At 51.6% G+C, this 21,281-nt stretch carries 19 protein-coding genes; 4 read left to right on the top strand and 15 right to left on the bottom strand.

Features of this window, described 5'->3' with window-relative positions:
• The first annotated feature begins 110 nt into the window (after positions 1 to 110).
• Complete coding sequence (locus tag ACFPOF_RS19125; protein WP_378135524.1) at positions 111 to 797, top strand: response regulator transcription factor; 687 nt, start codon at positions 111 to 113, stop codon at positions 795 to 797.
• A complete protein-coding gene (locus ACFPOF_RS19120; RefSeq protein ID WP_378135523.1) occupies positions 794 to 2,245 on the top strand; it encodes a sensor histidine kinase in 1,452 nt (483 codons plus the stop codon). Before ACFPOF_RS19125 ends, ACFPOF_RS19120 begins: the two co-directional genes overlap by 4 nt.
• 127 nt (positions 2,246 to 2,372) lie before the next feature.
• Here ACFPOF_RS19120 and ppdK read toward each other — a convergent pair whose 3' ends face one another.
• The 3 genes from ppdK to ACFPOF_RS19105 form a co-directional block, all read right to left on the bottom strand.
• Positions 2,373 to 5,054, bottom strand: a complete 2,682-nt coding sequence (gene ppdK, locus ACFPOF_RS19115; protein WP_378135521.1) for a pyruvate, phosphate dikinase — start codon at positions 5,052 to 5,054, stop codon at positions 2,373 to 2,375.
• Between the two features lies 1 nt (position 5,055).
• Complete coding sequence (locus ACFPOF_RS19110; protein ID WP_378135519.1) at positions 5,056 to 5,229, bottom strand: GapA-binding peptide SR1P; 174 nt, start codon at positions 5,227 to 5,229, stop codon at positions 5,056 to 5,058.
• A 249-nt stretch (positions 5,230 to 5,478) separates the two neighbouring features.
• Entirely contained in the window at positions 5,479 to 5,727 is a 249-nt protein-coding gene (locus ACFPOF_RS19105; protein ID WP_378135517.1) for a hypothetical protein, read from the bottom strand.
• A gap of 248 nt (positions 5,728 to 5,975) precedes the next feature.
• On the opposite strand from ACFPOF_RS19105, the gene ACFPOF_RS19100 reads away from it, so the two are divergent.
• Positions 5,976 to 6,059 (top strand): putative holin-like toxin, encoded by an 84-nt coding sequence (locus ACFPOF_RS19100; RefSeq protein WP_378136056.1) that lies wholly within the window; start codon positions 5,976 to 5,978, stop codon positions 6,057 to 6,059.
• 147 nt (positions 6,060 to 6,206) lie between these two features.
• Here ACFPOF_RS19100 and arfA read toward each other — a convergent pair whose 3' ends face one another.
• From arfA to ACFPOF_RS19060, 8 genes are all read right to left on the bottom strand, one after another.
• Entirely contained in the window at positions 6,207 to 7,748 is a 1,542-nt protein-coding gene (gene arfA, locus ACFPOF_RS19095) for an arabinosylfuranosidase ArfA (protein ID WP_378135515.1), read from the bottom strand.
• Between the two features lie 171 nt (positions 7,749 to 7,919).
• On the bottom strand, positions 7,920 to 8,969 hold the full coding sequence (locus ACFPOF_RS19090; RefSeq protein ID WP_378135513.1) for a LacI family DNA-binding transcriptional regulator: 1,050 nt from the start codon (positions 8,967 to 8,969) through the stop codon (positions 7,920 to 7,922).
• 100 nt (positions 8,970 to 9,069) lie between these two features.
• The gene (locus ACFPOF_RS19085) at positions 9,070 to 10,764 is read right to left on the bottom strand and encodes a S41 family peptidase (protein ID WP_378135511.1); all 1,695 of its coding nucleotides are present in this window, start codon (positions 10,762 to 10,764) and stop codon (positions 9,070 to 9,072) included.
• A gap of 71 nt (positions 10,765 to 10,835) precedes the next feature.
• Entirely contained in the window at positions 10,836 to 12,224 is a 1,389-nt protein-coding gene (locus tag ACFPOF_RS19080) for a sensor histidine kinase (protein ID WP_378135509.1), read from the bottom strand.
• The gene (locus ACFPOF_RS19075) at positions 12,221 to 12,901 is read right to left on the bottom strand and encodes a response regulator transcription factor (RefSeq protein WP_378135507.1); all 681 of its coding nucleotides are present in this window, start codon (positions 12,899 to 12,901) and stop codon (positions 12,221 to 12,223) included. Before ACFPOF_RS19075 ends, ACFPOF_RS19080 begins: the two co-directional genes overlap by 4 nt.
• 173 nt (positions 12,902 to 13,074) lie before the next feature.
• Positions 13,075 to 13,593, bottom strand: a complete 519-nt coding sequence (locus tag ACFPOF_RS19070; RefSeq protein ID WP_378135505.1) for a cupin domain-containing protein — start codon at positions 13,591 to 13,593, stop codon at positions 13,075 to 13,077.
• Positions 13,594 to 13,674: 81 nt separating this feature from the next.
• The gene (locus ACFPOF_RS19065) at positions 13,675 to 14,844 is read right to left on the bottom strand and encodes a carboxypeptidase-like regulatory domain-containing protein (protein ID WP_378135503.1); all 1,170 of its coding nucleotides are present in this window, start codon (positions 14,842 to 14,844) and stop codon (positions 13,675 to 13,677) included.
• A 68-nt stretch (positions 14,845 to 14,912) separates the two neighbouring features.
• Positions 14,913 to 16,649, bottom strand: a complete 1,737-nt coding sequence (locus ACFPOF_RS19060; protein WP_378135501.1) for a pyrroloquinoline quinone-dependent dehydrogenase — start codon at positions 16,647 to 16,649, stop codon at positions 14,913 to 14,915.
• Positions 16,650 to 17,170: 521 nt separating this feature from the next.
• On the opposite strand from ACFPOF_RS19060, the gene ACFPOF_RS19055 reads away from it, so the two are divergent.
• Positions 17,171 to 17,599 (top strand): cupredoxin domain-containing protein, encoded by a 429-nt coding sequence (locus ACFPOF_RS19055; RefSeq protein WP_378135499.1) that lies wholly within the window; start codon positions 17,171 to 17,173, stop codon positions 17,597 to 17,599.
• Between the two features lie 66 nt (positions 17,600 to 17,665).
• On the opposite strand, the gene ACFPOF_RS19050 is transcribed toward ACFPOF_RS19055, so the two are convergent.
• The 4 genes from ACFPOF_RS19050 to lpdA all read right to left on the bottom strand — a co-directional run bounded on the left by ACFPOF_RS19050 (position 17,666) and on the right by lpdA (position 21,278).
• Entirely contained in the window at positions 17,666 to 18,097 is a 432-nt protein-coding gene (locus ACFPOF_RS19050; protein ID WP_378135497.1) for a MarR family winged helix-turn-helix transcriptional regulator, read from the bottom strand.
• A 95-nt stretch (positions 18,098 to 18,192) separates the two neighbouring features.
• Positions 18,193 to 18,747 (bottom strand): DUF4256 domain-containing protein, encoded by a 555-nt coding sequence (locus ACFPOF_RS19045; protein ID WP_378135495.1) that lies wholly within the window; start codon positions 18,745 to 18,747, stop codon positions 18,193 to 18,195.
• A gap of 242 nt (positions 18,748 to 18,989) precedes the next feature.
• The gene (locus ACFPOF_RS19040; protein ID WP_378135493.1) at positions 18,990 to 19,829 is read right to left on the bottom strand and encodes a lipoate--protein ligase family protein; all 840 of its coding nucleotides are present in this window, start codon (positions 19,827 to 19,829) and stop codon (positions 18,990 to 18,992) included.
• Between the two features lie 6 nt (positions 19,830 to 19,835).
• Positions 19,836 to 21,278 (bottom strand): dihydrolipoyl dehydrogenase, encoded by a 1,443-nt coding sequence (gene lpdA, locus ACFPOF_RS19035; protein WP_378135492.1) that lies wholly within the window; start codon positions 21,276 to 21,278, stop codon positions 19,836 to 19,838.
• Between the last annotated feature and the right edge of the window lie 3 nt (positions 21,279 to 21,281).

The raw sequence follows: 21,281 nt of genomic DNA, 5'->3' as shown, positions 1-21,281 counted from the left end.
TCTTAATGAAATCTTAAAAGATTCGACATCATCGACTCTATAAAGACAAATTCCGGATGAACCATGCTATGATCGAGTTAATCTGACATTTTGGCGGTGGCGACAATACTATGGAACATATACTCGTCGTGGACGATGATCCGCAAATTCGCGAAGTGATCCGCACCCATATTGAACAAGCAGGCATGAATGCACTCGAAGCCGCGTCCGGACAGCAAGCGATCGAGCGATTGGAATCGGGGCATGTAGATGTGATCGTTCTGGACCTTATGATGGATGATCGCGACGGCTTTGAGGTGCTGCACTATTTGAAAAGCCGCAGATTCGACACGTTAACGATCGTAGTCAGCGCAAGAAGACAGGAACAAGATAAGATCGACACGCTTGGTCTTGGAGCCGACGATTATATGACCAAACCTTTCAGCCCGATGGAGTTGATGGCCCGTATTCGAGCAGTTCTACGCAGACGTTACCCGGTCTCCTCCCAATCCGCTACGGTCATCCGATTAAACCATATGAAACTGGATGTCGATAACTACACGCTGCTCGTCAACAACGAGAAAATACCGCTCACTCATGTGGAGTGCGGCCTGATGCAGCTTTTTATGCAAAATCCCGACCAGGTCATGACGAAACTCGAAATCTATCAACAGGTGTGGCAGCATGAACGATATGACGACAACAATTTAAGCGTATATATGAGCCGGCTGCGCAAATACCTGGAACGTGCTCAATCTTCCTGGGAAATTCAAACGGTGCGCGGCGTCGGATATCGATTAACGGGGGCTGGCATATGAAGTTGCGTACAAAGCTGTGGCTGCTGCTTGTCGTGAGCACGTTTATGAGCATGATTCTGTTTGGCTTCAGTTCAGTATGGATCGGCAAAGCCGCGAACAAGGGCTACGCGCTATTCCAGCTTAATCCGCTCGCACAGTCTGTCGTGGATTCGATTGAGCAACAGCCTGAATTCGACGTGGATACCGTAAAATCTGAGCTCGATCGCATGCATGCGGAACATCCAGACATTCAATGGATGTGGCTGGATGATAAAGGTCGGTCTATTTATGATACGGCGGGGCTTAATCCAACCTTATCTTTCAAGGACTTGGCTCTACTCATGCAACAATTGCCCAAAAGTTACCTGACTGAAGATGATGTTCATATTCTCACGCCGGCAACAAAAGACGGACAATCGTATTTCTTGCTCCTCACCGTACCGGCCTCTGCCATGAAGCAGGGCGAAGTCTATTTCCTCATCCGCAAGCTTTCGTCGTTGTTTACATTGATCGGCCCGCTAGTTCTATCGTTTTCGTTGCCTTTTATACTGGCCATATGGTTATTCTCTTCGATTAACAAAAGAATCCGCAAGCTCAATCACGCCCTGAATCAACTGAACATCCAGAGCGATTCTCCCGTAGTGGCGTTAACGGATTCCTCCAAGGACGAGCTTGGCCAACTGACGCAGCATTACAATGCGATGACGCAACGGATCCGGTCTCAATTCGCAGAAATCCAACAGTTCGAGAATAAACGCAAGCTTCTGTTATCCAATCTGTCGCACGATCTGCGCACGCCTCTAACAACGATGCTTGCCTGTGCGGAAATGATTCGTACCGGAAATTATCAAGATGAAGTAGAACTCCAGGCTCGCGCCAAAATCATTCTTCAACGTTGCAGATATATGGACAAGCTGTTGGATCAGATGCTGGACATCTCCCGACAGGATGCGGACGACTTCTCTACTCGCCTGGCAGATCACAATCTATCCGAAATCGTTCGTAAAGTCGCGATCGAATATATTATGGTGCTTGACGGGGAACAAGTGGATCTGGATGTCGATGCGCCGGACGAGGATATTCACCTTCACATCGATGCTCCGCTCATGGAGAGGGCTTTGCGAAATCTGTTGGACAATGCGATCAGATACGGGAAGGACGGGCGCTATTTGGGCATTCAACTGGCAGCGGACGAACAATCCGTGAGCATCAGCGTGACGGACAAAGGCAAAGGAATTCCGCAGGAACACCAAGCGCATGTTTTCGAACGCTTCTATCGAGCGGATAGCGGGAGACAAGGGGATGGGTTGGGAATCGGTTTGGCGATTGTCAAAGACATTGTGGAAGCCCACAAAGGCAGCATAGAGATGAATAGTACGCCAAACGTAGAAACGGTGTTTCGGATTACGCTGCCTCGCCGGCAGGAAGCAGGTTTTTTCGAATCCGAGGAAAATAACAAAGTCGGCTAGTTTGCTGAAAAGCAACTGCAACTCCTCAGACGGGTAGCGCGGGCTCGTGAAAATTAACTATAACGACAAAAAAACGAAGGCTTCGCCTTGCCTAAGCAGGGCATACCTTCGCTTTTTCATTCCAAACTTACACCGCTTCCGCTTGATCTACTGCCGACTCCGCCCGTAACTCGATCGCCGCTTGCGCAGCCGCGATTCTGGCCAGCGGGATGCGATAAGGGGAGCAACTGACATAATCCAGGCCGACACGCTGGCAGAATTGGATAGACGACTTGTCCCCGCCATGCTCACCGCAAATGCTGGTCCGTAGCGAAGGCTTCGCCATTTTCCCGTTCAGCACGGCCATTTCGATCAATTGTCCGACCCCTTCCGTATCCAGCACCTGGAACGGATTGTGCGGCAGCAGCTTCTGGTCGATATACGACGTCAGAAATTTTCCTTCCGCATCGTCTCGGCTATACCCGAGAGTCATCTGGGTCAGGTCGTTCGTTCCGAACGAGAAGAAATCCGCATAAGCCGCGATTTTGCGCGCAGTAAGCGCTGCTCTCGGCACCTCGATCATCGTTCCGACTTTATAAGAATGATGATTCTGTCTCTCTTCGCCCAGCACTCGTTCCGCAACTTCATCGACGCGAGCCCTCAGCAGCTTTAACTCCGACTCGTGTCCTACAAGAGGAATCATAATTTCGGGATGGACAACGACGCCTTCCTCTGTGCACTTCAATGCCGCCTGGAAAATCGCTTCAATCTGCATCTCGTATATTTCCGGGAAAACGATCCCTAATCTGCAGCCCCGCTGGCCCAGCATCGGATTCGCCTCATGCAGAGCGCCCACTTTGGCCAACAGCTTCTTGAGCGCTGCTCTCTCCTTCTCCGTCCCTTCCTGATGAACGGTCATCTCGAGATGTTTCATCTGCAGTTCCCCTATATTGGGCAGAAACTCATGCAGCGGCGGATCGAGCAGACGAATCGTCACCGGAAGTCCGTCCATCGCCCGGAAAATGTCTTCAAAGTCTTGACGCTGCATCGGAAGCAGCTTCTCGAGCGCTTGAAGTCGGGCAGCCGTATCTTCTGCCAGAATCATCTCCCGCACGATTGGAAGACGCGTTGGGGAGAGAAACATATGCTCCGTCCGACAGAGGCCAATCCCTTCTGCCCCTAGCATTCGGGCGGTTCGCGCATCTTGCGGGGTGTCGGCGTTCGCCGCCACCTTCAAAGTACGAATGTCGTCCGCCCACTTCAACATCTGAAGAAGCTCCGTCGTCATTTCCGCTTCGCGCAGCGGAATAACGCCTGGAATGACACGCCCGGTTGCCCCGTCCAGCGTGATCCAATCTCCTTCTTCCAGCGTGCGTTCCCCTGCTGTCATCCTTTTCTCTTCTACCGAAATACGAACAGTCTCACAACCGCATACGCACGGTTTGCCCATTCCTCTGGCTACAACAGCGGCATGACTGGTCATCCCGCCTCTGCTCGTCAGTACCCCTTCGGCTGCCAGCACGCCATGAATATCCTCTGGCGTCGTCTCCGGTCTGACCAGAATGGCGGATTTTCCCTCGCGCGCCCATTGTTCGGCTGTATCCGCGTCAAACACAATTTGCCCGACAGCCGCACCCGGCGATGCTGGTAGCCCAGTAGCGATAATGTCCGTGACCGCAGTCTCGTCAAGTCCTCGGTGCAGAAGCTGATCCAAGTGCCCAGCTTCGATGCGCAGCAAGGCTTGCTCTCGCGGGATCACATTTTCATTCACCAGATCAACCGCTATTTTAAGCGCAGCTTGTGCGTTCCGCTTGCCGCTGCGCGTTTGCAGCATGTATAACTTCCCGCTCTCCACCGTGAACTCGATATCTTGCATATCTCGGTAATGATGCTCCAATCGAGTCGCTGCCTCGACCAACTGTTCGTATATTGCGGGCAATTCAGCCTGTAACGTCTGGATCGGAAGCGGCGTGCGAACACCGGCCACCACATCTTCGCCTTGCGCGTTGATCAAATATTCTCCGAACAAACCATGTTCGCCGGTAGACGGATTTCGCGTAAACACGACACCCGTCCCGCAGTCTCCGCCCTTATTTCCAAAAACCATGCTCTGTACGTTAACGGCTGTCCCTTGTTCGTCCGGAATATGATTGATTTTCCGATAAAATTGCGCTCGCGGATTGTGCCATGAACGGAATACCGCCTCCACCGCCATACGAAGCTGTTCGTGTACGTTCTGTGGGAAGGATCGGCCTGCATGTTTCGCATAACACGACTCATAGAGGGAAAGAAGTTTTTGCCAACCTTCCGCCGAAACGTCCTGATCTTGCTCGACGCCTTCCTCCTCCTTTAGACGACGAAGCAACTTCTCGAAATGATGCGCCTCGATGCCGAGCACGACACTGCCGAACATCTGCATTAGCCTTCTATAGCAGTCATAAGCGAAGCGAGGATTGCCCGTCGATTCAGCGAGTCCTTCTACTGTCTCGTCGTTTAGCCCCAAGTTCAAAATCGTATCCATCATCCCTGGCATAGACGTGACCGAGCCCGATCGTACGGATACGAGCAGCGGATGATCCGCGTTTCCGAATCGTTGTCCGGCCGCTTTCTCCAACTCCGTCATCGCTTCCGTAATTTGACGATAGACGCCGTCAGATAACTGTTGGTCTTGTTGAAAAAACATTCTGCATGCGTCTGTTGTGACCGTAAACCCCGGAGGTACAGGAAGGCCTACTTTCGCCATTTCCGCTAGATTGGCCCCCTTGCCTCCGAGCAAAGCTTTCATTTCTGCATTCCCTTCATGGAAAGCGTACACTTGCTTCTGACTCAACTCAGTTCCCCCTTAAGCCTGCTTCGTCCTTTGGCCTGCAATCCTTATCCATGCAAAAACCGTAAATTTTTTTGTACCCGTTCGTTGGCAATGTACCGATGACTTGCGAACAATGCTTGCAGACAATAACGCCAAGATCCAGCTCCTTCTTTGCGGACGGTTGATTCACGGTCAAGTGGAACGCCCTCCTCTATAGATCGTACTGATTAACAATAAGATACTCCAATATGACTCATATATCAATATATATTACGCATATTTTTGCCGTATATTTTCGATTAATTATATTTATTACGTCACATATAAAATGTGACCTAACAAAAAAATGCCCCATCCGGCAAACAGTTCCGAGTGGAGGCAAACATTTAATAAAGCTTTTGCAGCAAGTTAAACAGAATAACTGCAGCTGCTTCGGCGCGGTTGGTCAATTTCTCTGGGTAAAGCCGCTTCCCGTTCGCCTTGGATAATTCCCTCGTTGACCATCCATGCCATAGAAGCGAGGGCACTCGACAATTCGGTTGCCATCCTGATAACGAAGTAAAGAATCGTTATTCTGAGCTGGAATCACAATGCCCTTGTTAAGCGCATCCGCCTCGGCGATAACCGAGACTAATTGCTGACGTCTGAGGCCTTCCTTGCCGTTTTGCAGCACCCGATTTGCGACTAAGCTCAAGCTTCTAATCTTCGCTTAAGTTTAGCATCCGGGCCAACAAGGAAATCAATTCGTTGGCAATAATCAGTTCCCCCAGTGTATACGTTTCCTCGCCGGTACCCTGGATAACGAATTATTTGCTTGAGCTGTAAAAATAGAAAGCTCCCTGGCAAACGCTTGCCAGGGAACATGTGTTTGGTATAATTGATCTAGCACAGAGAACGGCTTGCGAGGGCGGTCGGCTAATCTCCCGGAAGGGAGGTGATGCCATGGAAGTATTCCAAGCATTGACGCTAATGATTTCATTCGCGACTTTGGTTGTACTTATACTTTCATTCCATAACAGGAAATGACCGCCCCTGTCCTAGGATAACGGTCATTTCTTGATCACATATCCGAAGCCGACCGCCTTTGAAGCGGCTGTGTGCGGAGGAGTCGTGTTAGCGCACGGCTCCTTTGCATTTTACTCATTTTCTAACCCTAATATAACACGTTCAGAACTAAAAAGACATAACCACCTGACTTTCTTGCCCCAACCGAATCACATTCCATGACAGCTTCGGCAATCTGGTGTGCAGACAGCCGTCTTTAAGCTCGGAACCGCCTCCCGAACGCGGAGTGACGCGCAATGGATCGGATAACGTATTTCTGGCTTTTGGATCCGGATTGTCCAGTATGATATGTTCGACTACCCGATATCCGGCAAATTGCCGTACATCCACCTCGACGTCCAGATCGTCTGCCAGGTCCCGATTGACCGCAAAAATAGTTAACGTTTCCGACTCCTCGTTAAAGACAATAGCCGATTCGAGCGTCGGGACATCCGTATATTCTTTGCTATCGTATTTCGGACTGCGAATGACCGGCTTCAGCGAGACCCCTCTACCGTAAATCGATGCATGCATATACGGATAAAAGATCGTTTGCCGCCAGGAAGCGCCGTTATTGGCCGTCATAATCGGAGCGATTACATTTACCAGTTGGGCAAGACAGCCGATTTTGACGCGATCCGCGCGCTTCAGCATGGAAATGATCATACAGCCCACTAGCAGCGCATCCTCCATTGTATAAATATCTTCGATCTGCGCGGGAGCAATCGTCCAGCGTTCGAGCTGTTTGTCGGCGGCCGCGCTATGATACCATACGTTCCATTCGTCAAAGGACAGCATCATCTGTTTTTTACTGCGCTTCTTGGCTTTCATATAATCGCAGGTCGCTATGACGGAATGAATGTAGTCATCCATATCGAGCGATTTGGCCAGGAAATTGGCCGTATCGTTGCTACGGTTGCCATAGTAAGTATGCAGCGATATATAATCGACATGCTCGTACGTATGATCCAGTACAGTTGCTTCCCATTCGGCAAATGTAGGCATGCCGCGAGAGGAGCTTCCGCATGCAACTAGTTCGATCGTCGGATCGACCCATTTCATCAGTTTGGCTGTCTCGACGGCCGTGCGCCCGTATTCATCGGCAGTCTTATGGCCGATCTGCCAAGTGCCGTCCATTTCGTTCCCGAGACACCAGACTTTGAAATTGTGCGGCGCCTCATACCCGTGCGATCGGCGGAGATCGCTCCAGTATGTGCCTTTCGGATGATTGCAGTATTCAATCAAATCCCGCGCTTCCGCCGGCCCTCGTGTTCCCAGGTTAACTGCCATCATCACTTCCGCGCCGATTTTGTTCGCCCAGGCGGCAAATTCGTTCGTACCGACCTCGTTGGTCTCCACGGCCGCCCACGCCAAGTCGAGTCTTCTTTTTCGTTCGGCAACAGGCCCTACTCCGTCTTCCCAATTGTATCCGGACACGAAATTTCCGCCGGGATAACGTACGATCGGAACGGAAAGCTCTTTGATCAGCGCCGTCACATCTTTGCGGAAGCCTTGTTCGTCTGCATCCGGATGACCCGGTTCATATATTCCGCCGTAAACGGCTCGGCCTACATGCTCGATAAACGAGCCGTATAATCTGGGATCAATTGCGCCAATGACAAATTCCTTATCGACGATCATCTTTGCTTTTGGCTGTAAATTCGACGTCATAAAGCGTGATCACCCCTCAGCTTATTTCACTGCGTTAACGTTAACATTATCGTTAATGTTATTATCATAAGGTAGAGTATAACCACTGTCAATCGTTACGCGGATAGATGAAAAAGCAATCTTCAGGCAGAACATTCCGCTTGAAAATTGCCTTTTTCACGGAAGAAAATCTCATTCCGGAAGCGCCCTTGTGCTCTCACGAATGACAAGCCTTGTATCCACGACCTCGTGATAGCGAAGCTCGGTATTTTGCTTATGGATTCGTTTCATCAGAATTTCGAACGCCTTGCGCGAAGTTTTGCCTTTGGAATTGCTCACGCTCGTCAGAGGAAAGGGGATGAACATTCGCGATTGGATATTATCGAAGCCGACTACGCTAATGTTTTCCGGAACTCGGATATGATGCTTGTTAAGCGTAAAAATCGCTTCCCACGCCATCATGTCGTTAAATGCGAATATCGCCGTAAAAGGGAGCTTCGATTCCATGATTTCCTTCAGCTCATTTCGAACGCCGCCGGAAATCGTGGATATTTCGCGAATCAGCTCATTTCGGATCGGAACGCCCATTTCCTCCATCGCGTGCTTGTAGCCCGCCAGTCGCTCTCTCGAGCTGGAAATCGAGTGATGCGCATTAAGAAACAAGATGTCCCGATGACCAAGCTCCAACAGATGCATCGCAGCCAAATAGCCGCCCTTCTCGTCATCGCTCACGACGTAGTCCATCACGTCGTCGTTGTCCAGACGTCGTCCAAGCAATACAAAAGGGGTGCCGGTCCGTTGCAGAAACGCGATGTTCTGGCCTCCGCCTTGAGAGGGACAAATAATGATGCCGTCCACGTTTTTGGACAAGGCGGAGATGATCGCTTTCTCTTCCAAATCCTGATCCTCGTAGGAGTTCAAGATAAATGTCGTATAATCGTGTTTTCTTGCCGCGCTCTCTATTTCCTTAACGGCAATGGAGAAGTGAGGGTTCGATACGTCGGCGACGATCACGGCAATCGTCCTCGTCATCCCCGATCGGAGCGAACTGGCCATTGTATTCCCGATATAACCGAGCTCTTGCGCCTTTTGTTGGATCAGCGTGCGGGTAGCCTCGGAAATATCCGACTTGTTTTTCAGAGCGCGAGACACCGTATTGACCGTATATCCCGTCTGCTCGGCAATATCCTTCAATGTCGTCGCCTTTACGATATGCCGTACGATTTCGGTTTCGTCGCCCATCTCATCATTCCTATTCTGCGTGTCGGCTGACTTGATCATATGGCTTAAATATTATGGACACGCAGCTTGGTTGTCAATCATTTGACGCTGGAGACTTCCATCACCCGTTTTCGAGGAAAGCCATCGCGACGTTTAACTCCGCGTCCTGTCCATCGATCACTGTCGTTCGGAAAGTTCGATCGTCCATCGGAACAACCAGATCGGGCGCCGCCCCGCCTATTCCGCGGTCGTCGCTGTCTCCTTGAATCGTCTTGTCCCTGTTTAGCGATCTTCCATCGGGGAAGCGAACGGTGAACCCTCCGGGCATTTTCATTTCAATCGGAGCCGACACGACCCCGAAAGAACCGTTCGTCGACGTGAAGCCGACGATTCTGACATTCGGCAACCCTTTCAAGAACAAAGGTAATCCTTCACCCGAGCTACCGGTGTTATGGTTCACAAGAACGGCGATTTTCCCCGAATAATTAACCTTTGAAGGTTTCACGGTTCGGGTCTCTACACGGTTTATTCGGAAATCTCCCGTATAGCGATTGTAGTAGCTGACGTATTCGTAAATTCTTTTTTCGCTCACGAAATGACCGGCCATGTTGGCGACCATGTCGTCGTCTCCGCCGGGATTGTCCCGCAGATCCAGAACCAGGCCCTTAATCTTTTTCTTTTGAAATTCCAGCAACAGCTTTTCCAGCTCTTTGGCAGGATCGGATTGTTTTTCTCCGGGGAGGAAGTATCGAATCTTGATGTAGCCATAGTCTTTCCCGACGATGCGGCCCTCCACGGGAAGCTCCTCCTTCTTCAGCTTGACAGTCGTTCTCTTCAGCGTTTCATATTGATCGTCATACGCTGTCAGCGTAGCGCTCTCGACGTCGTCTTTGCCCGGATTCCTCCACTCCGTGCGCACTTGTTTTCCGATCGGGGATCTGGTCATGAACCTGCCTTGCTGATACAATTTTTCTCCTTCGGTGGCCATCGGTTTCTCGCTCCACGTCGTCTGTTCCAACGCTTCCCGGGCTGCTTTTCCGTCCCATGAGACGATTACGGCTCCGAGCTCGATGCCCGCTTTGTCTGCCGGACTGCCCGGCAAGACGAGACAAACGACCACATTGCCGTTATCTAACCGAAGCGCGCTTATTCCGACTCCGCCTCCGACTTTCCTCCGGAACGCCTCGTTATTTTCGTACAGTCTATCGTTCTCGATTCGGATATGCCCGTCGCGGAACGAGAAAAGATAGTCCCTTAGCGTCTTATAGTAGAGGGTCGAATCTTTGTCTTTTTCCGCTTTGGCGAACAGGGGCTCGTATCGCTTCCTCGTCTCTTCCCAGTCGATTTTCTTCCAATCGCCGAACGGATATTCGACGGACAGCCTTTCGTTCATCGCGACGAAAGCTTCGGAATAACTCTTATGGCTAAAATCGCTAACCGGGTTATACCTTACCTCACCCGCCATGAACAACGCTAATAATACAGGGGACACGCCCAGGAGGCCAACGGCAGCCATCGTAATCCTCCGTTTCGGAGACATTGGCTTCTTGGTCGATTTGAGCAGCCTTCCAGCGGTACAGATAAACAGAATAGCCGAGGATGCGTAAAACAACAGTGCCAGCAAGGAAGAATCGCCGTTGAGGAAACTAAGGAGCGCAACTAGCACTCCCGCACCCGGTATGAAATCTAACCACCGACGATCCCCTATGACAGGCAAGGCATACCTGAGCAAGACGAAGAAGTCAATCGCGCCTAACACCATTTCCCATACGGTCAACCATTTCAAAGAATCGATCATGTCTAAAATAAAACTCATCGTTCATTTCCTCCGTTCGGCTCATTGGATTTCGCCCTGAGCTTAAGAGAGAAATATGAACGGAGCGTGAACTATGAACCTGTGGCTTCGGATGGTGGAACAACGGGAAGAACGACGGTGAAAATCGTTCCCTTCCCTATGGTGCTCTCCACCTTGATTTCTCCGGTATGGAGGGAAACAATCTTGTGAACGATGGCGAGCCCGAGACCGTTACCGCCATGGTTGCGGTTTCGCGACTTATCCGCCTTGTAGAACCGTTCGAAGATCCGAGGGACATCCTCTGCCGGTATGCCGATGCCGGTATCGGAGATAGCAACTTCGACTGTACGCGGGCTAGGCTGACCGATCGCGATGCGGATCCGTCCGCCGGGAGGCGTGAACTTGACGGCATTCCCGAGCAAATTCATCCACACTTGATTGAATTGATCCGGATCTGCCGTTATCGGGACGCTTATGCCGGGCAGAAGGTCCAATTCGACGAAAATCCCTTTGGCGGACCATTGGGGCTCGCAGGCGACGACGATTCGACGAATTTGCTCGTCGAGATGATACGTTTCCGTCTCGAACGGATGATGATCCGATTCCAGGGAAACGAGCTTTAGCAGATTATCGCTGAGTCTGGATAATCTGTCGCTCTCCGAGACGATGATGGCCAAAGATTGCTCGCGATCTTCCTCGGTCATCTCAAGCGAACGATCGCTTAACGCCTTCGCGAATCCGGAAATGGACGCGAGCGGCGATTGGATTTCATGGGATACGTTCGATACGAAATCTTGCCGCATGCTCTCCATTTGCTTGATTTCCCGTGCCATTTCATTGATGCTCCGGGAGAGAGTCCCCAGTTCGTCCTTGCGGTTGATTTTCGATTGGGCCTCGAAGTCGCCTTTGGCAAGCCTCTTGGTCACTTCCGTCATCGCCCGAAGAGGCTTGACCAAATATCTGCCGGCGACGAGAATGCATAGGCTTCCGATCGCGAGCATCAGAAACAGAATGGTCAAGAACAAGCGAATAATCGTTCCTTCGTTTTCGGACGAGCCCTCCAGGAATAAAGCGTAGCGGTGCCCTTCGGCCAAGAACGGAATGCCGACGAAAATTTCGTTGTCCGAACCGCCCGAACGGTACGTTCCTCCGTTCAGCACTGCGTCAACGGCTTCGGGTTTAATCTCCGCAAGCTTCTTGCCAGCGAGCTTTCCGTAGGCTTTCATCTCTCCATTGCCGTCGTAGAGCCGAATCGTATAGGAAACGAGTCCGGCCATGTCCGTCATAAAGGCATCGAGGTCGGGGGGACTTGTCTGTTCGTACACGCCAATTACACGATTTCCCGCCGCGCTCATTTCGTTTTTCCCCGCGTCGTTCAGATCGTGTTGGAAGAGGGCCAAAGCAAGAAGAAGGGAGGATACCAAGCTGACGAGAATGACGGCGAGGAAAGTCAGAACAACGCGAACGTATAACGTTTTCAACCCGGATTCACCACCAGACGATAACCGAGACTTCGCGCCGTTTCTATGCGGAAATGACGGACGTCGTCGGAGAATCTTTCCCGCAGCCTTTTGATATGTACATCAACGGTACGGTCGTCTCCTTCGTAATCCATCCCCCAGAGCTGGACAATCAATTGCTCTCTCGTAAAAATTTGCCCCGGATGGCCGGCCAGCATGAACAGCAGTTCGAATTCTTTCAGCGGTAACGTTAGCTCTTCCCCTCCCCGCATGACCTTGTACGTTCTCCGGTTCAGCACGATCTCCCCTAACGAGATGACTTGGGACGAGGCGATCCGGTAGCGCTTCAGCAGCGCTTTCACCCGCATCACGAGCTCGACCGGGTCGAAAGGCTTCGTCAAATAATCGTCGGTTCCAAGCCGAAAGCCTTTGATTTTCTGCCCGCTTTCTCCTTTAGCGGTTACCATCAGAAGCGGGATATCGGGATCGCTCTCCCGAATTTTCACGCACAAATCCCATCCGTCCATCCCAGGCATCATAATATCGAGAATGACCAGATCGACCCCCGCGCCCTCGACGATGGCAAACGCATCGATGCCGTTGTCCGCTTCGGCGATCTCGAATCCTTGGTTTCTTAAATAAAGGCGCATGAGCGCGCGAATATGCGGATCATCGTCCGCGATCAGAATGTTGACCATTCAGCCACTCCTTGGGTGGAAGCTCTAAAAAAAGAACGTCGCTCCTGTGCAGAAGCGCGTCCTCTTAAATGCTCGTCGTTATTTTTCTGATTTTACACTCCGGTTTTATTATAGAAAATACTGTAAGCATAAACAAGAGACGCGCAGTGAAGCAGGTCTAACATAAGCTAATCCTACTCTGCTTCTTGCGCATCCGCTTTCGTAACATGAACGGTGCCATGCGGATGGTTGGGCGGAGCGTAGATGGAATACACTTTAAGAGGACGATTGCCTGTGTTGGTTACGTTGTGCCATGTCCCTGCCGGAACCATAATGGCATAGCCATCGTGCGCCGTAACCTGAACATCCAGCTTATCTTTGCTGCCCCCCATCTGAACAAAGCCCTGCCCCTCTTCAATTCGTAGAAACTGGTCCGTCTTTGGATGGACTTCCAATCCGATATCCTCGCCCGGATTAATGCTCATCAGTGCCACCTGAAGGTGGTTTCCCGTCCATAATACGGTACGGAAATTGGTGTTTTGTTTCGTTGCTTGATCAATATCCACAACAAATGGCCGAGGACCATAATCTTGCAATACGATGTTCCTGTACCCATTGTAATACTGGGGATTCCAGCCGTAACACCATTGATTATTCCAGCGAGCCTGCATAGGGTTAGGCGATGGATAACTATAGCATGAATAAGGATACACGCTCATGCTCCTCTCGGTCATTTTCGAATCAACCCTTTATCCTATGCAGCCGCCTAGTTCCGGGTAAGCAAAATGGGCACCCTAACCCTGAATTTCACCCTTAATACCGCGCGGGGCGCTATTCGCCATATCGATAAACGAAGATTTCACTTCGCTTCCTGCACCCAACTCCTCGGTAAGGAATTTCTTCATTTCTGCCTCGAAGAACGTCGGATGCTGCTCCCATACGTCCTTCGGCAGCGTCACCTTGAAGTTTCCTTTCGCATCCGGGATCGTTAGCTTGTACTCGATGTCTTGCGGCAAGTCCAGTCCGGCCAATACGCCCATGTACAGCGCCCCCGGCTCCGTCACGCTGACAAGCGTTGGCGGTTTATCCGTGATGACCGTGCCTTCCTTCGGCAGCGTAATGTCGATGCGCAGGCTTGTGTCTTCCGGAAAATTGAACACGCGATTGTCGGGTAGCGTATACTTCACTCCGCCTAACGTTACAGACAAGTTCGTTTCCTCGTCATCTTCCGGTAAATAGTACATCTCATAATGGCCGCTTTCGTCCGTCGCGAACGACTTGGCGAAACCTTCGCCGTTGTCACGGTCAATCCAGACGACAGCGCCTTGCACCGGTCTGCCATCGGCATCTTTCACTACGCCTGCAATCCGGAATTTATCTTCCTGGAAAAAGGCGACCGATGCCGTCTTGTCGGCAATGAGTCTCGCCTTCACTTCTACCATGCCGGCTTGCTTGGCCGAGTCTGCAACGGATAGCACTTGAATCGGGTAATAGACGTTAACAAGAGCCGAGGCGGCTTTGCCTTTCTCTGCGGACGTTGCCGACAACGGCTTGCCGTCGACCTTCGCCTTGTCGGTCGAAACAACGTGGATCTCCGTCGCGCTAAGCAAACTCTGGTCCAGCAGAAAATCAAATCCCCCGTCAGCGCCGGTAACGATGTCCCGCTTATTCGTCCCCACATGAATGACCGCATCCACGACCGGCTTGCCGCTCATCAACAGCTTTCCGTTTACGCTCGAACGATGCGTGCCTTCCGTTTTCCACTGCTTTAATGTAAAAGCCGTTTGGTCCAATGCGATCCGGAAGTCGCCTTCCGGTGCCGTTTCCCCGTCCGGGCTTGCGCTTGGGCTGGCGATCGGGCTTGCATTCGGACTCGAGCTCGCGTTTTCATTTGAATTGGAACAGCCAGCAAGTGTGGCTGCCAGCAATACTGCAACTGTCGCACTTGCCAATATTTTGCGCATTACAAATTCACCTCGCTGAAACAAAAGCGGGTTCTGAAGAACCCGCTTTTGCATCGTGATGTATTTCATTATTTTGCTGCGTGAGCGTTGCCGTTATTCGCCTGGCCCGCGCTTCCTTGCGTTTTGTCGCCGCCAAGCGCGTAGACGTGAACTTTCGGTTTCGAGCCGCCGGAAGTAAATACAAGATACTGCTTGCCGTCTGCAGTGAAGAATGCAGGGGCAGCTTGAATGTTGTCGCCAGCCGTTTGGAACGTCCAGAGTACTTTACCGGACTTGATGTCCATCGCGTTGATTTTACCGTCAAGCTCGCCGTAGAAAGCAAGGCCGGTGTCCGTGCTCGTCAAGCCGCCGCGCATCATGTCCTTCGTTTTGTTCTGATACACTTGTTTGCCCGTGTTCACATCGATCGCCGTGATCGTTCCGTAAGGAACAACATCCGCCGGCGCTTCGCCCATTGCCGTACCGAACGCCCAAGCGCCGTTGAATTCTTTGTTGAATGCTTCGTCCTGATTTTTCGCGCTCTTCAGCAGCGAAGGGTATTCGATACCTGGAATGAGCACATAGTTCGTTGCCGGATCGTATGTTTCAGGCGCATAGTTCTCGCCGCCGAGAACGCCCGGATAGACGAGTACGCCTTCCGGAGTCGGTTCCGGGTGCTCGATTTTGGCAAACGGGATGCCATCCCATACGACATCGCCTGTTGCTGCATCCCAAGCCCACCATTGGCCGGACTTGCCGCCTTCGACGACGACTTTCTGCTGTTTGCCGTTAACCGTCGCTTTGAGGATCATTGGAGAAGCCGCAGCATCATAGTCCCACAAGTCGTGGCTGATTTCTTGCTTCGCCCAGATCAGCTTGCCCGTTGCGCTATCAACCGCAACGACCGAGTCCGTATACGGGTTCGCGCCCGGACGATCTTTGCCATAGAAGTCTGGTGCCGGGTTGCCGACCGAGAAGTACATGATACCCGTTTCTTCATCGATCGCAACCGGGTTCCATACGGCGCCGCCGCCGTGGTATTTGCTGTTCGCGAGCCAATCTTGTCCTTTAGGCGGAACAGTCCAGAATGGAGCGTCCCATGCCGGCGACAAGTCGCTTGCTTTGTAAGCCGCCACGAAGCCGCGAACGCCGTTGTCGCCGCCGCTGCTGCCGATGTAGATATTGCCTTTGTAATAAATCGGAGCCGTCGTTTCGTAATAGCCGTTTTCAACCGTTACGCCTTCGATAGAGTCGGCGATATTCGCGTCTTTTACGAGCGCGCCCGTGTTCTGGTCGACTGCGATAATGTGGTTGTTGGTCGTCAGCATGAATACTTTGCCTTCGCCGATTGCAACGCCGCGGTTGGCGTTGATGCCTGCTTTAGCCGATTCCTCAGCCATCTTCGCGTCAGGCTTCCAATGCCATTTCACATTGCCCGTCACGCCGTCGAACGCGAAAATTTGGTTGCCGGATGTCGTGATGTACACAACGCCGTCTACAACAACCGGGTACGATTGGTTACCGTTTTTCACGTCCGCATCCAGGGTTTTCAGGTCAGCCGACCAGACCACGCCTAGATCGTTGATGTTGTCGGCCGTAATTTCTTTGAATGGGACATGGCGATTGTTGCCCAGATCAAAACCGTACGTCGGGAAGTTCTCGAACGATGCCGGCGCCTGGGAAGCAGGTGCGGATGCCGACGGCGACGCGGATGATGAAGCCGAAGGTGAAGCGCTGCTGTCACTATTGCTGTTGTTGCTCGAGCAGGCCGTAAGGGCAAGTACTGCCGCTAACGCTGCGCCGGATAAAGCCATTTTTTTACTCAAAACGCTCAGCTCCCTTTTCTAGGGCGTGTCTGAATACGCCGAGGGCAGCAGATTTAGCCGTATTTTCGTTCCATGCAAGGAACTTTTGTGAAGGCGTACCGGGGGTACGTCGAGCAAAAGTGACGAAGCAGGGGGCGAAAAGGCGGTGAAAGATGCCCTGAGCGCGTGTTCAGACACGCCTTAAGATGTACCGATTCTTTACAGCTGCTAATCAGCCGTACTGCGGTTTTTCATATCGACGGGAAATAATCTTACTAATAAGATATATTTCATTAAGGGATATTACGCCTCAATTGTTCGGGCGTCAATGATGAAAAATGACTATTTCCAGCCATTTGCAGCTTATAAAGCAATTTTCATCGCATTTTCCAGCCGTTAACCAGACATTCCCCAGTCATTCTCGCCCAAGATTGTGCGTACAAGAGTTGACTGCCTGCCCCTTGAGGCGTATACTATCTCGTTGACGGGTTTCTTATTAGTAAGATATATCACCAAGAATCGATCATCAGGAGGGTCTATTAATGAAAAAAATGACGAAAAAATCCACCCTATTTCTTGCGATTACCGCACTTGCGGCAACAATGGCACTGAGCGCTTGCGGAAGCAAAAACAATGACAGCGCGCCGTCAAGCCCGGCTGCGAGCCCTTCCGCTTCTACGGAAGCATCTGCTCCTGCGGCAGGCGGCGAAACGAAAGAAATTACGATCAAAGCGTCGAACTTCCAATTCGATCAACAAGAGATCAAAGCAAAAGTCGGCGACACGCTTGTGATTACGCTGCAGAATGATAACGGAAACCATGGCATCGAATTCGCTGACTTCGGCGTCAAAATCAAAAACGGCGAAACCACGACGATCAAATTGGACAAAGCAGGCACGTTCGAATTCAATTGCTCGATCATGTGCGGCTCCGGCCACGATAACATGACCGGTAAAATCATCGTCGAATAATTGCATGATCGAACGCTAAAAGGACTTGAACGGTTCGCCCGTTCAAGTCCTTTTAGCGTGATTCGCTTAGCCTTTAGCGCTTGCAATCAGCTTGCCGTATATTTCATCCAGGAAAGCGATCTCCGCATTCGACAGCGGAGCGAACAGCCTCTCGAAATTATCGTCCTGAAGCTTTCTCAGCCCCGACAGCACCTGTCGCCCTTCGTCGGTAATGGCCAATGTGATCGCCCTTCGATCCTCTACGTCATCCCGCGTTCTCGTAATAAGCCCTTTCTCAAGCAGCTTGTTTGCGATCGATGTTATGCCGCCGGACGTAATCAGCGTAATTTGCACGAGGTCTTTGGATTGCTTAGGCCCTGTCAGATCCAACACGTTCAATACTTGAAACTGATTGACGGACAGGTCGGTCAGATTATGCAAGTTCCATTCCGTTTCCCACATTCTCCGGTGGATTTGAACTTTGTTCGAATACGACATGAGCATTTTCACTCTATCCATGACCTTGTCCATCCTCTGCTTGGAAGATCCTGTTCTCTTCTCGTCATTATACCGAATGTTATCCGCCAAAACATCTTGTAACAGCGAACAAATATTTAGACCTTCAGCGAGCCGCGGAAACCTCTAGCCCCGTAATAACTCTCTGCTCCATTGTGGTACACGAAAACAGTATCGTAGCGGCAATCGCAAAAAATCGCTCCGCCGAGTTTGCGAATCGGTGCAGGAGTCTTCACCCAGCTCGATGTTTTCAAATCGAACTGGCCAAGCTGCTGCAGCTCGCGGTATTGTTGTTCCGTCAGAAGCTCGATCCCCATCTCCAACGCCATTTCCGTCGCGCTATTTTCCGGCTTATGTTGTTTCCTTGACTCCAACGCTTCCCGGTCGTAACAAATATTCCTGCGCCCTGTGGGACTTTCCGCCGAGCAATCGTAAAAAATGTACTCGTCCGTCTCACTATCATAACCAACGATATCCGGCTCGCCGCCGGTTTCTTCCATTTCGTGAAGCGACCGCAGTTTGTCTGTTCGAGCCTCGAGCTTTGCCCGTACGTTAACCCACTCGAGTCCTTGATGGCGGTTCATGTTTTTCTCAAAACGGGCCTTTAAAACTTGGAACAGCTTTTCCTGTTGTTCCGTCGTAAGCTTTGTCATGTTCGTTCCTCCGTACAGTGAGTGATGATTCTAATTATAGCTTTTAAGAAATGCAAAATAAAAGATCGCTCTGTAAAAGAACGATCTTCATGAAGGTCAAAAATAGGTCATTTCAGCTTCTAGTAAACATTTTCTCGCTGGTGCTTAATCCCATCAATCCAAACAGTAGCATCCTCTTTGTTAACTTCGTATGCAATAACCCTCCGTCCTTATTGAAGGAGGAGGGTAGCATTATTACAATATCATCTCCGCAAATTCCAGCTATCGGAGCCATACTTCTCCCGGGCGAGCCTACTGGCGAGCTCCATCTCGTAGTCGGTTAGCTCTCCGGCAGTGAGATCAGTGTCCAGCTCTTCCGAGAATCCCGCCCGGAAGCTCTCTTCCAGATCCCGAATGGTGACGGGTGGCATCGATTTGCGGCGCAGACAGTCGTTAATGGCAACCGCTTTGCGTTCGAATATCTTTTTCATCCTCAACTTGTCCGAAGGTTCCTCGAAATGGAGAACGTCAAACAGTTGATCTGAGTCCAGCTCCAACAGGATGGAGCCATGCTGGAGAATAACGCCGCCGGAACGCATTTGTGCGCTTCCGGCAATTTTTTTCCCTTCAACGACGAGCTCGTATTTGGAAGGGGAATCGAAGCAGGCCGCTGACAGCGGCGAACCGGCGACTGCCTCTTCATCGCTTCGTGCCTCCGTCCCTGTCATGACCGCATCAAGACCCAGTTTTCGGAAGCCGTTCAGCAGCCCCTTGCTCAGCACGCGGTAGGCTTCCGCTACGCTCGTCGGGATGCCCGGATAATTTTCCGATACGACAATACTGTAGGTTAACTCTCTGTCGTGCAGCACCGCTCTTCCGCCAGTCGCTCTCCGAACGAAGCCTAAGCCGTGTTCGAGAAGCGCCTCGAAACTTACCTCTTTACTTGCTTGTTGAAAATAGCCAATAGACAAAGTGGCGGGGTTCCAGCCATAGAACCGGACGGTTGGAGGAACGAGCCCTTCCTGGTGCGCTACCAAAATAGCCTCGTCGATCGCCATGTTCTCCGCCGGTGAACGGTCCCCTGTGTGAACGAATCTCCACATCGCCCGTTACATCCCAAGCGCCTGCAGATCGGCTGCCAGCATCGCTTCCCCGATAATTTCCGACATCGTCGGATGCGGATGTATCATGCGGCCGACCTGCATCGAGGTCGCCTCCAGCAGCTGCGCTAACGCCGCTTCTCCGATGAAGTCTGTTACATGCGGTCCGATCATATGAACGCCCAGTACGGCACCGCTTATCTTATCGGCTACGACTTTGACGAAGCCGTCCGATTCTCCGAATACGAGCGCTTTGCCAATCGCCTTGAACGAGAATTTTCCGGTTTTCACTTCATAACCTTTATCGATAGCGGCTTGCTCGGTCAGGCCAACGCTGGCCATTTCGGGACGGCTGTATACGCACTTCGGTACGGTCACCGGATCGAGGGTATGCGGCTCCAATCCGCAAATACTCTCTACAGCCACAATGCCTTCATGGCTAGCGACATGCGCAAGCTGCAGGCCGCCAACGACGTCGCCGATGGCGTATACATGCTTATCGTCCGTTTGCATGAAGCCGTTTACCGCAATGACGCCCCGCACTACGCGGGCAGCGGTCCGCTCCAAACCGAACCCTTCCACATTGGCCGCACGTCCTACCGACACCAACATTCGTTCCGCCGTTATCGTCTCCGTTTTGCCGCCGCGTTCGATTTGCGCCGTCACTCCGCTTCCGTCCTCCAGCAGAGCAGTATCAAGAAGCGATGCCCCCGTTAGCACCTTAATCCGCCGCTTAGCGAACAGCCGCGACAGCTCGCGCGAGATGTCCGCATCCTCTGTCGGCACAATCCGGTTCGCCGCCTCGACGATCGTCACTTGAGCTCCGAAGTCGTTCAACATGGACGCCCACTCCACGCCGATAACACCGCCCCCGATAATGAGAACCGAAGCCGGAACAGACGTCATGTCCAGTGCTTCGTCGCTGCTCATGATTTTCTCATGTTGCGGCAAATCCGAGAAGCGTCGCGGGCGCGAGCCGGTAGCGACGATGAGATCGCGGAAACCGATTTGGATGTCAGGAGCAGCATCAGGATCGACATCTGACGCCGAATCGCCATCCATTACCCGGATGATTCCGTTATAATCGCTGGACGGTGTAGCTTCCTCAATCATCCCGGTTCCCGTGTACACTTCGATTTTGTTTTTTTTCATCAGAAACTGCACGCCGGTATGAAGCTGATTAACAATAGCGTTCTTGCGCGCTTGCACGCCGCCGAAGTCCAGCGATACGTCCGAGGCGCGAATGCCGAAGCTCTCGCTTCGTTTCATTGTCTCGTACAGCTCGGCGGAGCGAAGAAGCGCTTTGCTCGGAATACATCCTTTATGCAAACAAGTGCCGCCGAGCTTGTTCCGCTCAACAAGCGCAACCCGCTTACCTAGCTGAGAGGCCCGGATCGCAGAGATGTAACCTCCCGGACCGCCGCCCAAGATAACGATATCGTATGTGTTCATCGT

Origin of the sequence: Cohnella soli (assembly GCF_042655525.1) — a bacterium.
Lineage (GTDB): Bacteria > Bacillota > Bacilli > Paenibacillales > Paenibacillaceae > Cohnella > Cohnella soli.
The sequence above is the reverse complement of the archived record's forward strand: the minus strand, read 5'-3'. Positions and strand labels throughout refer to the sequence as shown.

Coding starts and splice junctions, on each gene's coding strand:
- ACFPOF_RS19100 (WP_378136056.1), top strand. CDS start 5,976: ATGGAAGTATTCCAAGCATTGACGCTAATGATTTCATTCGCGACTTTG.
- ACFPOF_RS19120 (WP_378135523.1), top strand. CDS start 794: ATGAAGTTGCGTACAAAGCTGTGGCTGCTGCTTGTCGTGAGCACGTTT.
- lpdA (WP_378135492.1), bottom strand. CDS start 21,278: ATGAACACATACGATATCGTTATCTTGGGCGGCGGTCCGGGAGGTTAC.
- ACFPOF_RS19050 (WP_378135497.1), bottom strand. CDS start 18,097: ATGGATAGAGTGAAAATGCTCATGTCGTATTCGAACAAAGTTCAAATC.
- arfA (WP_378135515.1), bottom strand. CDS start 7,748: ATGACGTCGAATTTACAGCCAAAAGCAAAGATGATCGTCGATAAGGAA.
- ACFPOF_RS19090 (WP_378135513.1), bottom strand. CDS start 8,969: ATGGGCGACGAAACCGAAATCGTACGGCATATCGTAAAGGCGACGACA.
- ACFPOF_RS19040 (WP_378135493.1), bottom strand. CDS start 19,829: ATGTGGAGATTCGTTCACACAGGGGACCGTTCACCGGCGGAGAACATG.
- ACFPOF_RS19065 (WP_378135503.1), bottom strand. CDS start 14,844: ATGCGCAAAATATTGGCAAGTGCGACAGTTGCAGTATTGCTGGCAGCC.
- ACFPOF_RS19045 (WP_378135495.1), bottom strand. CDS start 18,747: ATGACAAAGCTTACGACGGAACAACAGGAAAAGCTGTTCCAAGTTTTA.
- ACFPOF_RS19055 (WP_378135499.1), top strand. CDS start 17,171: ATGAAAAAAATGACGAAAAAATCCACCCTATTTCTTGCGATTACCGCA.
- ACFPOF_RS19125 (WP_378135524.1), top strand. CDS start 111: ATGGAACATATACTCGTCGTGGACGATGATCCGCAAATTCGCGAAGTG.
- ACFPOF_RS19085 (WP_378135511.1), bottom strand. CDS start 10,764: ATGAGTTTTATTTTAGACATGATCGATTCTTTGAAATGGTTGACCGTA.
- ACFPOF_RS19075 (WP_378135507.1), bottom strand. CDS start 12,901: ATGGTCAACATTCTGATCGCGGACGATGATCCGCATATTCGCGCGCTC.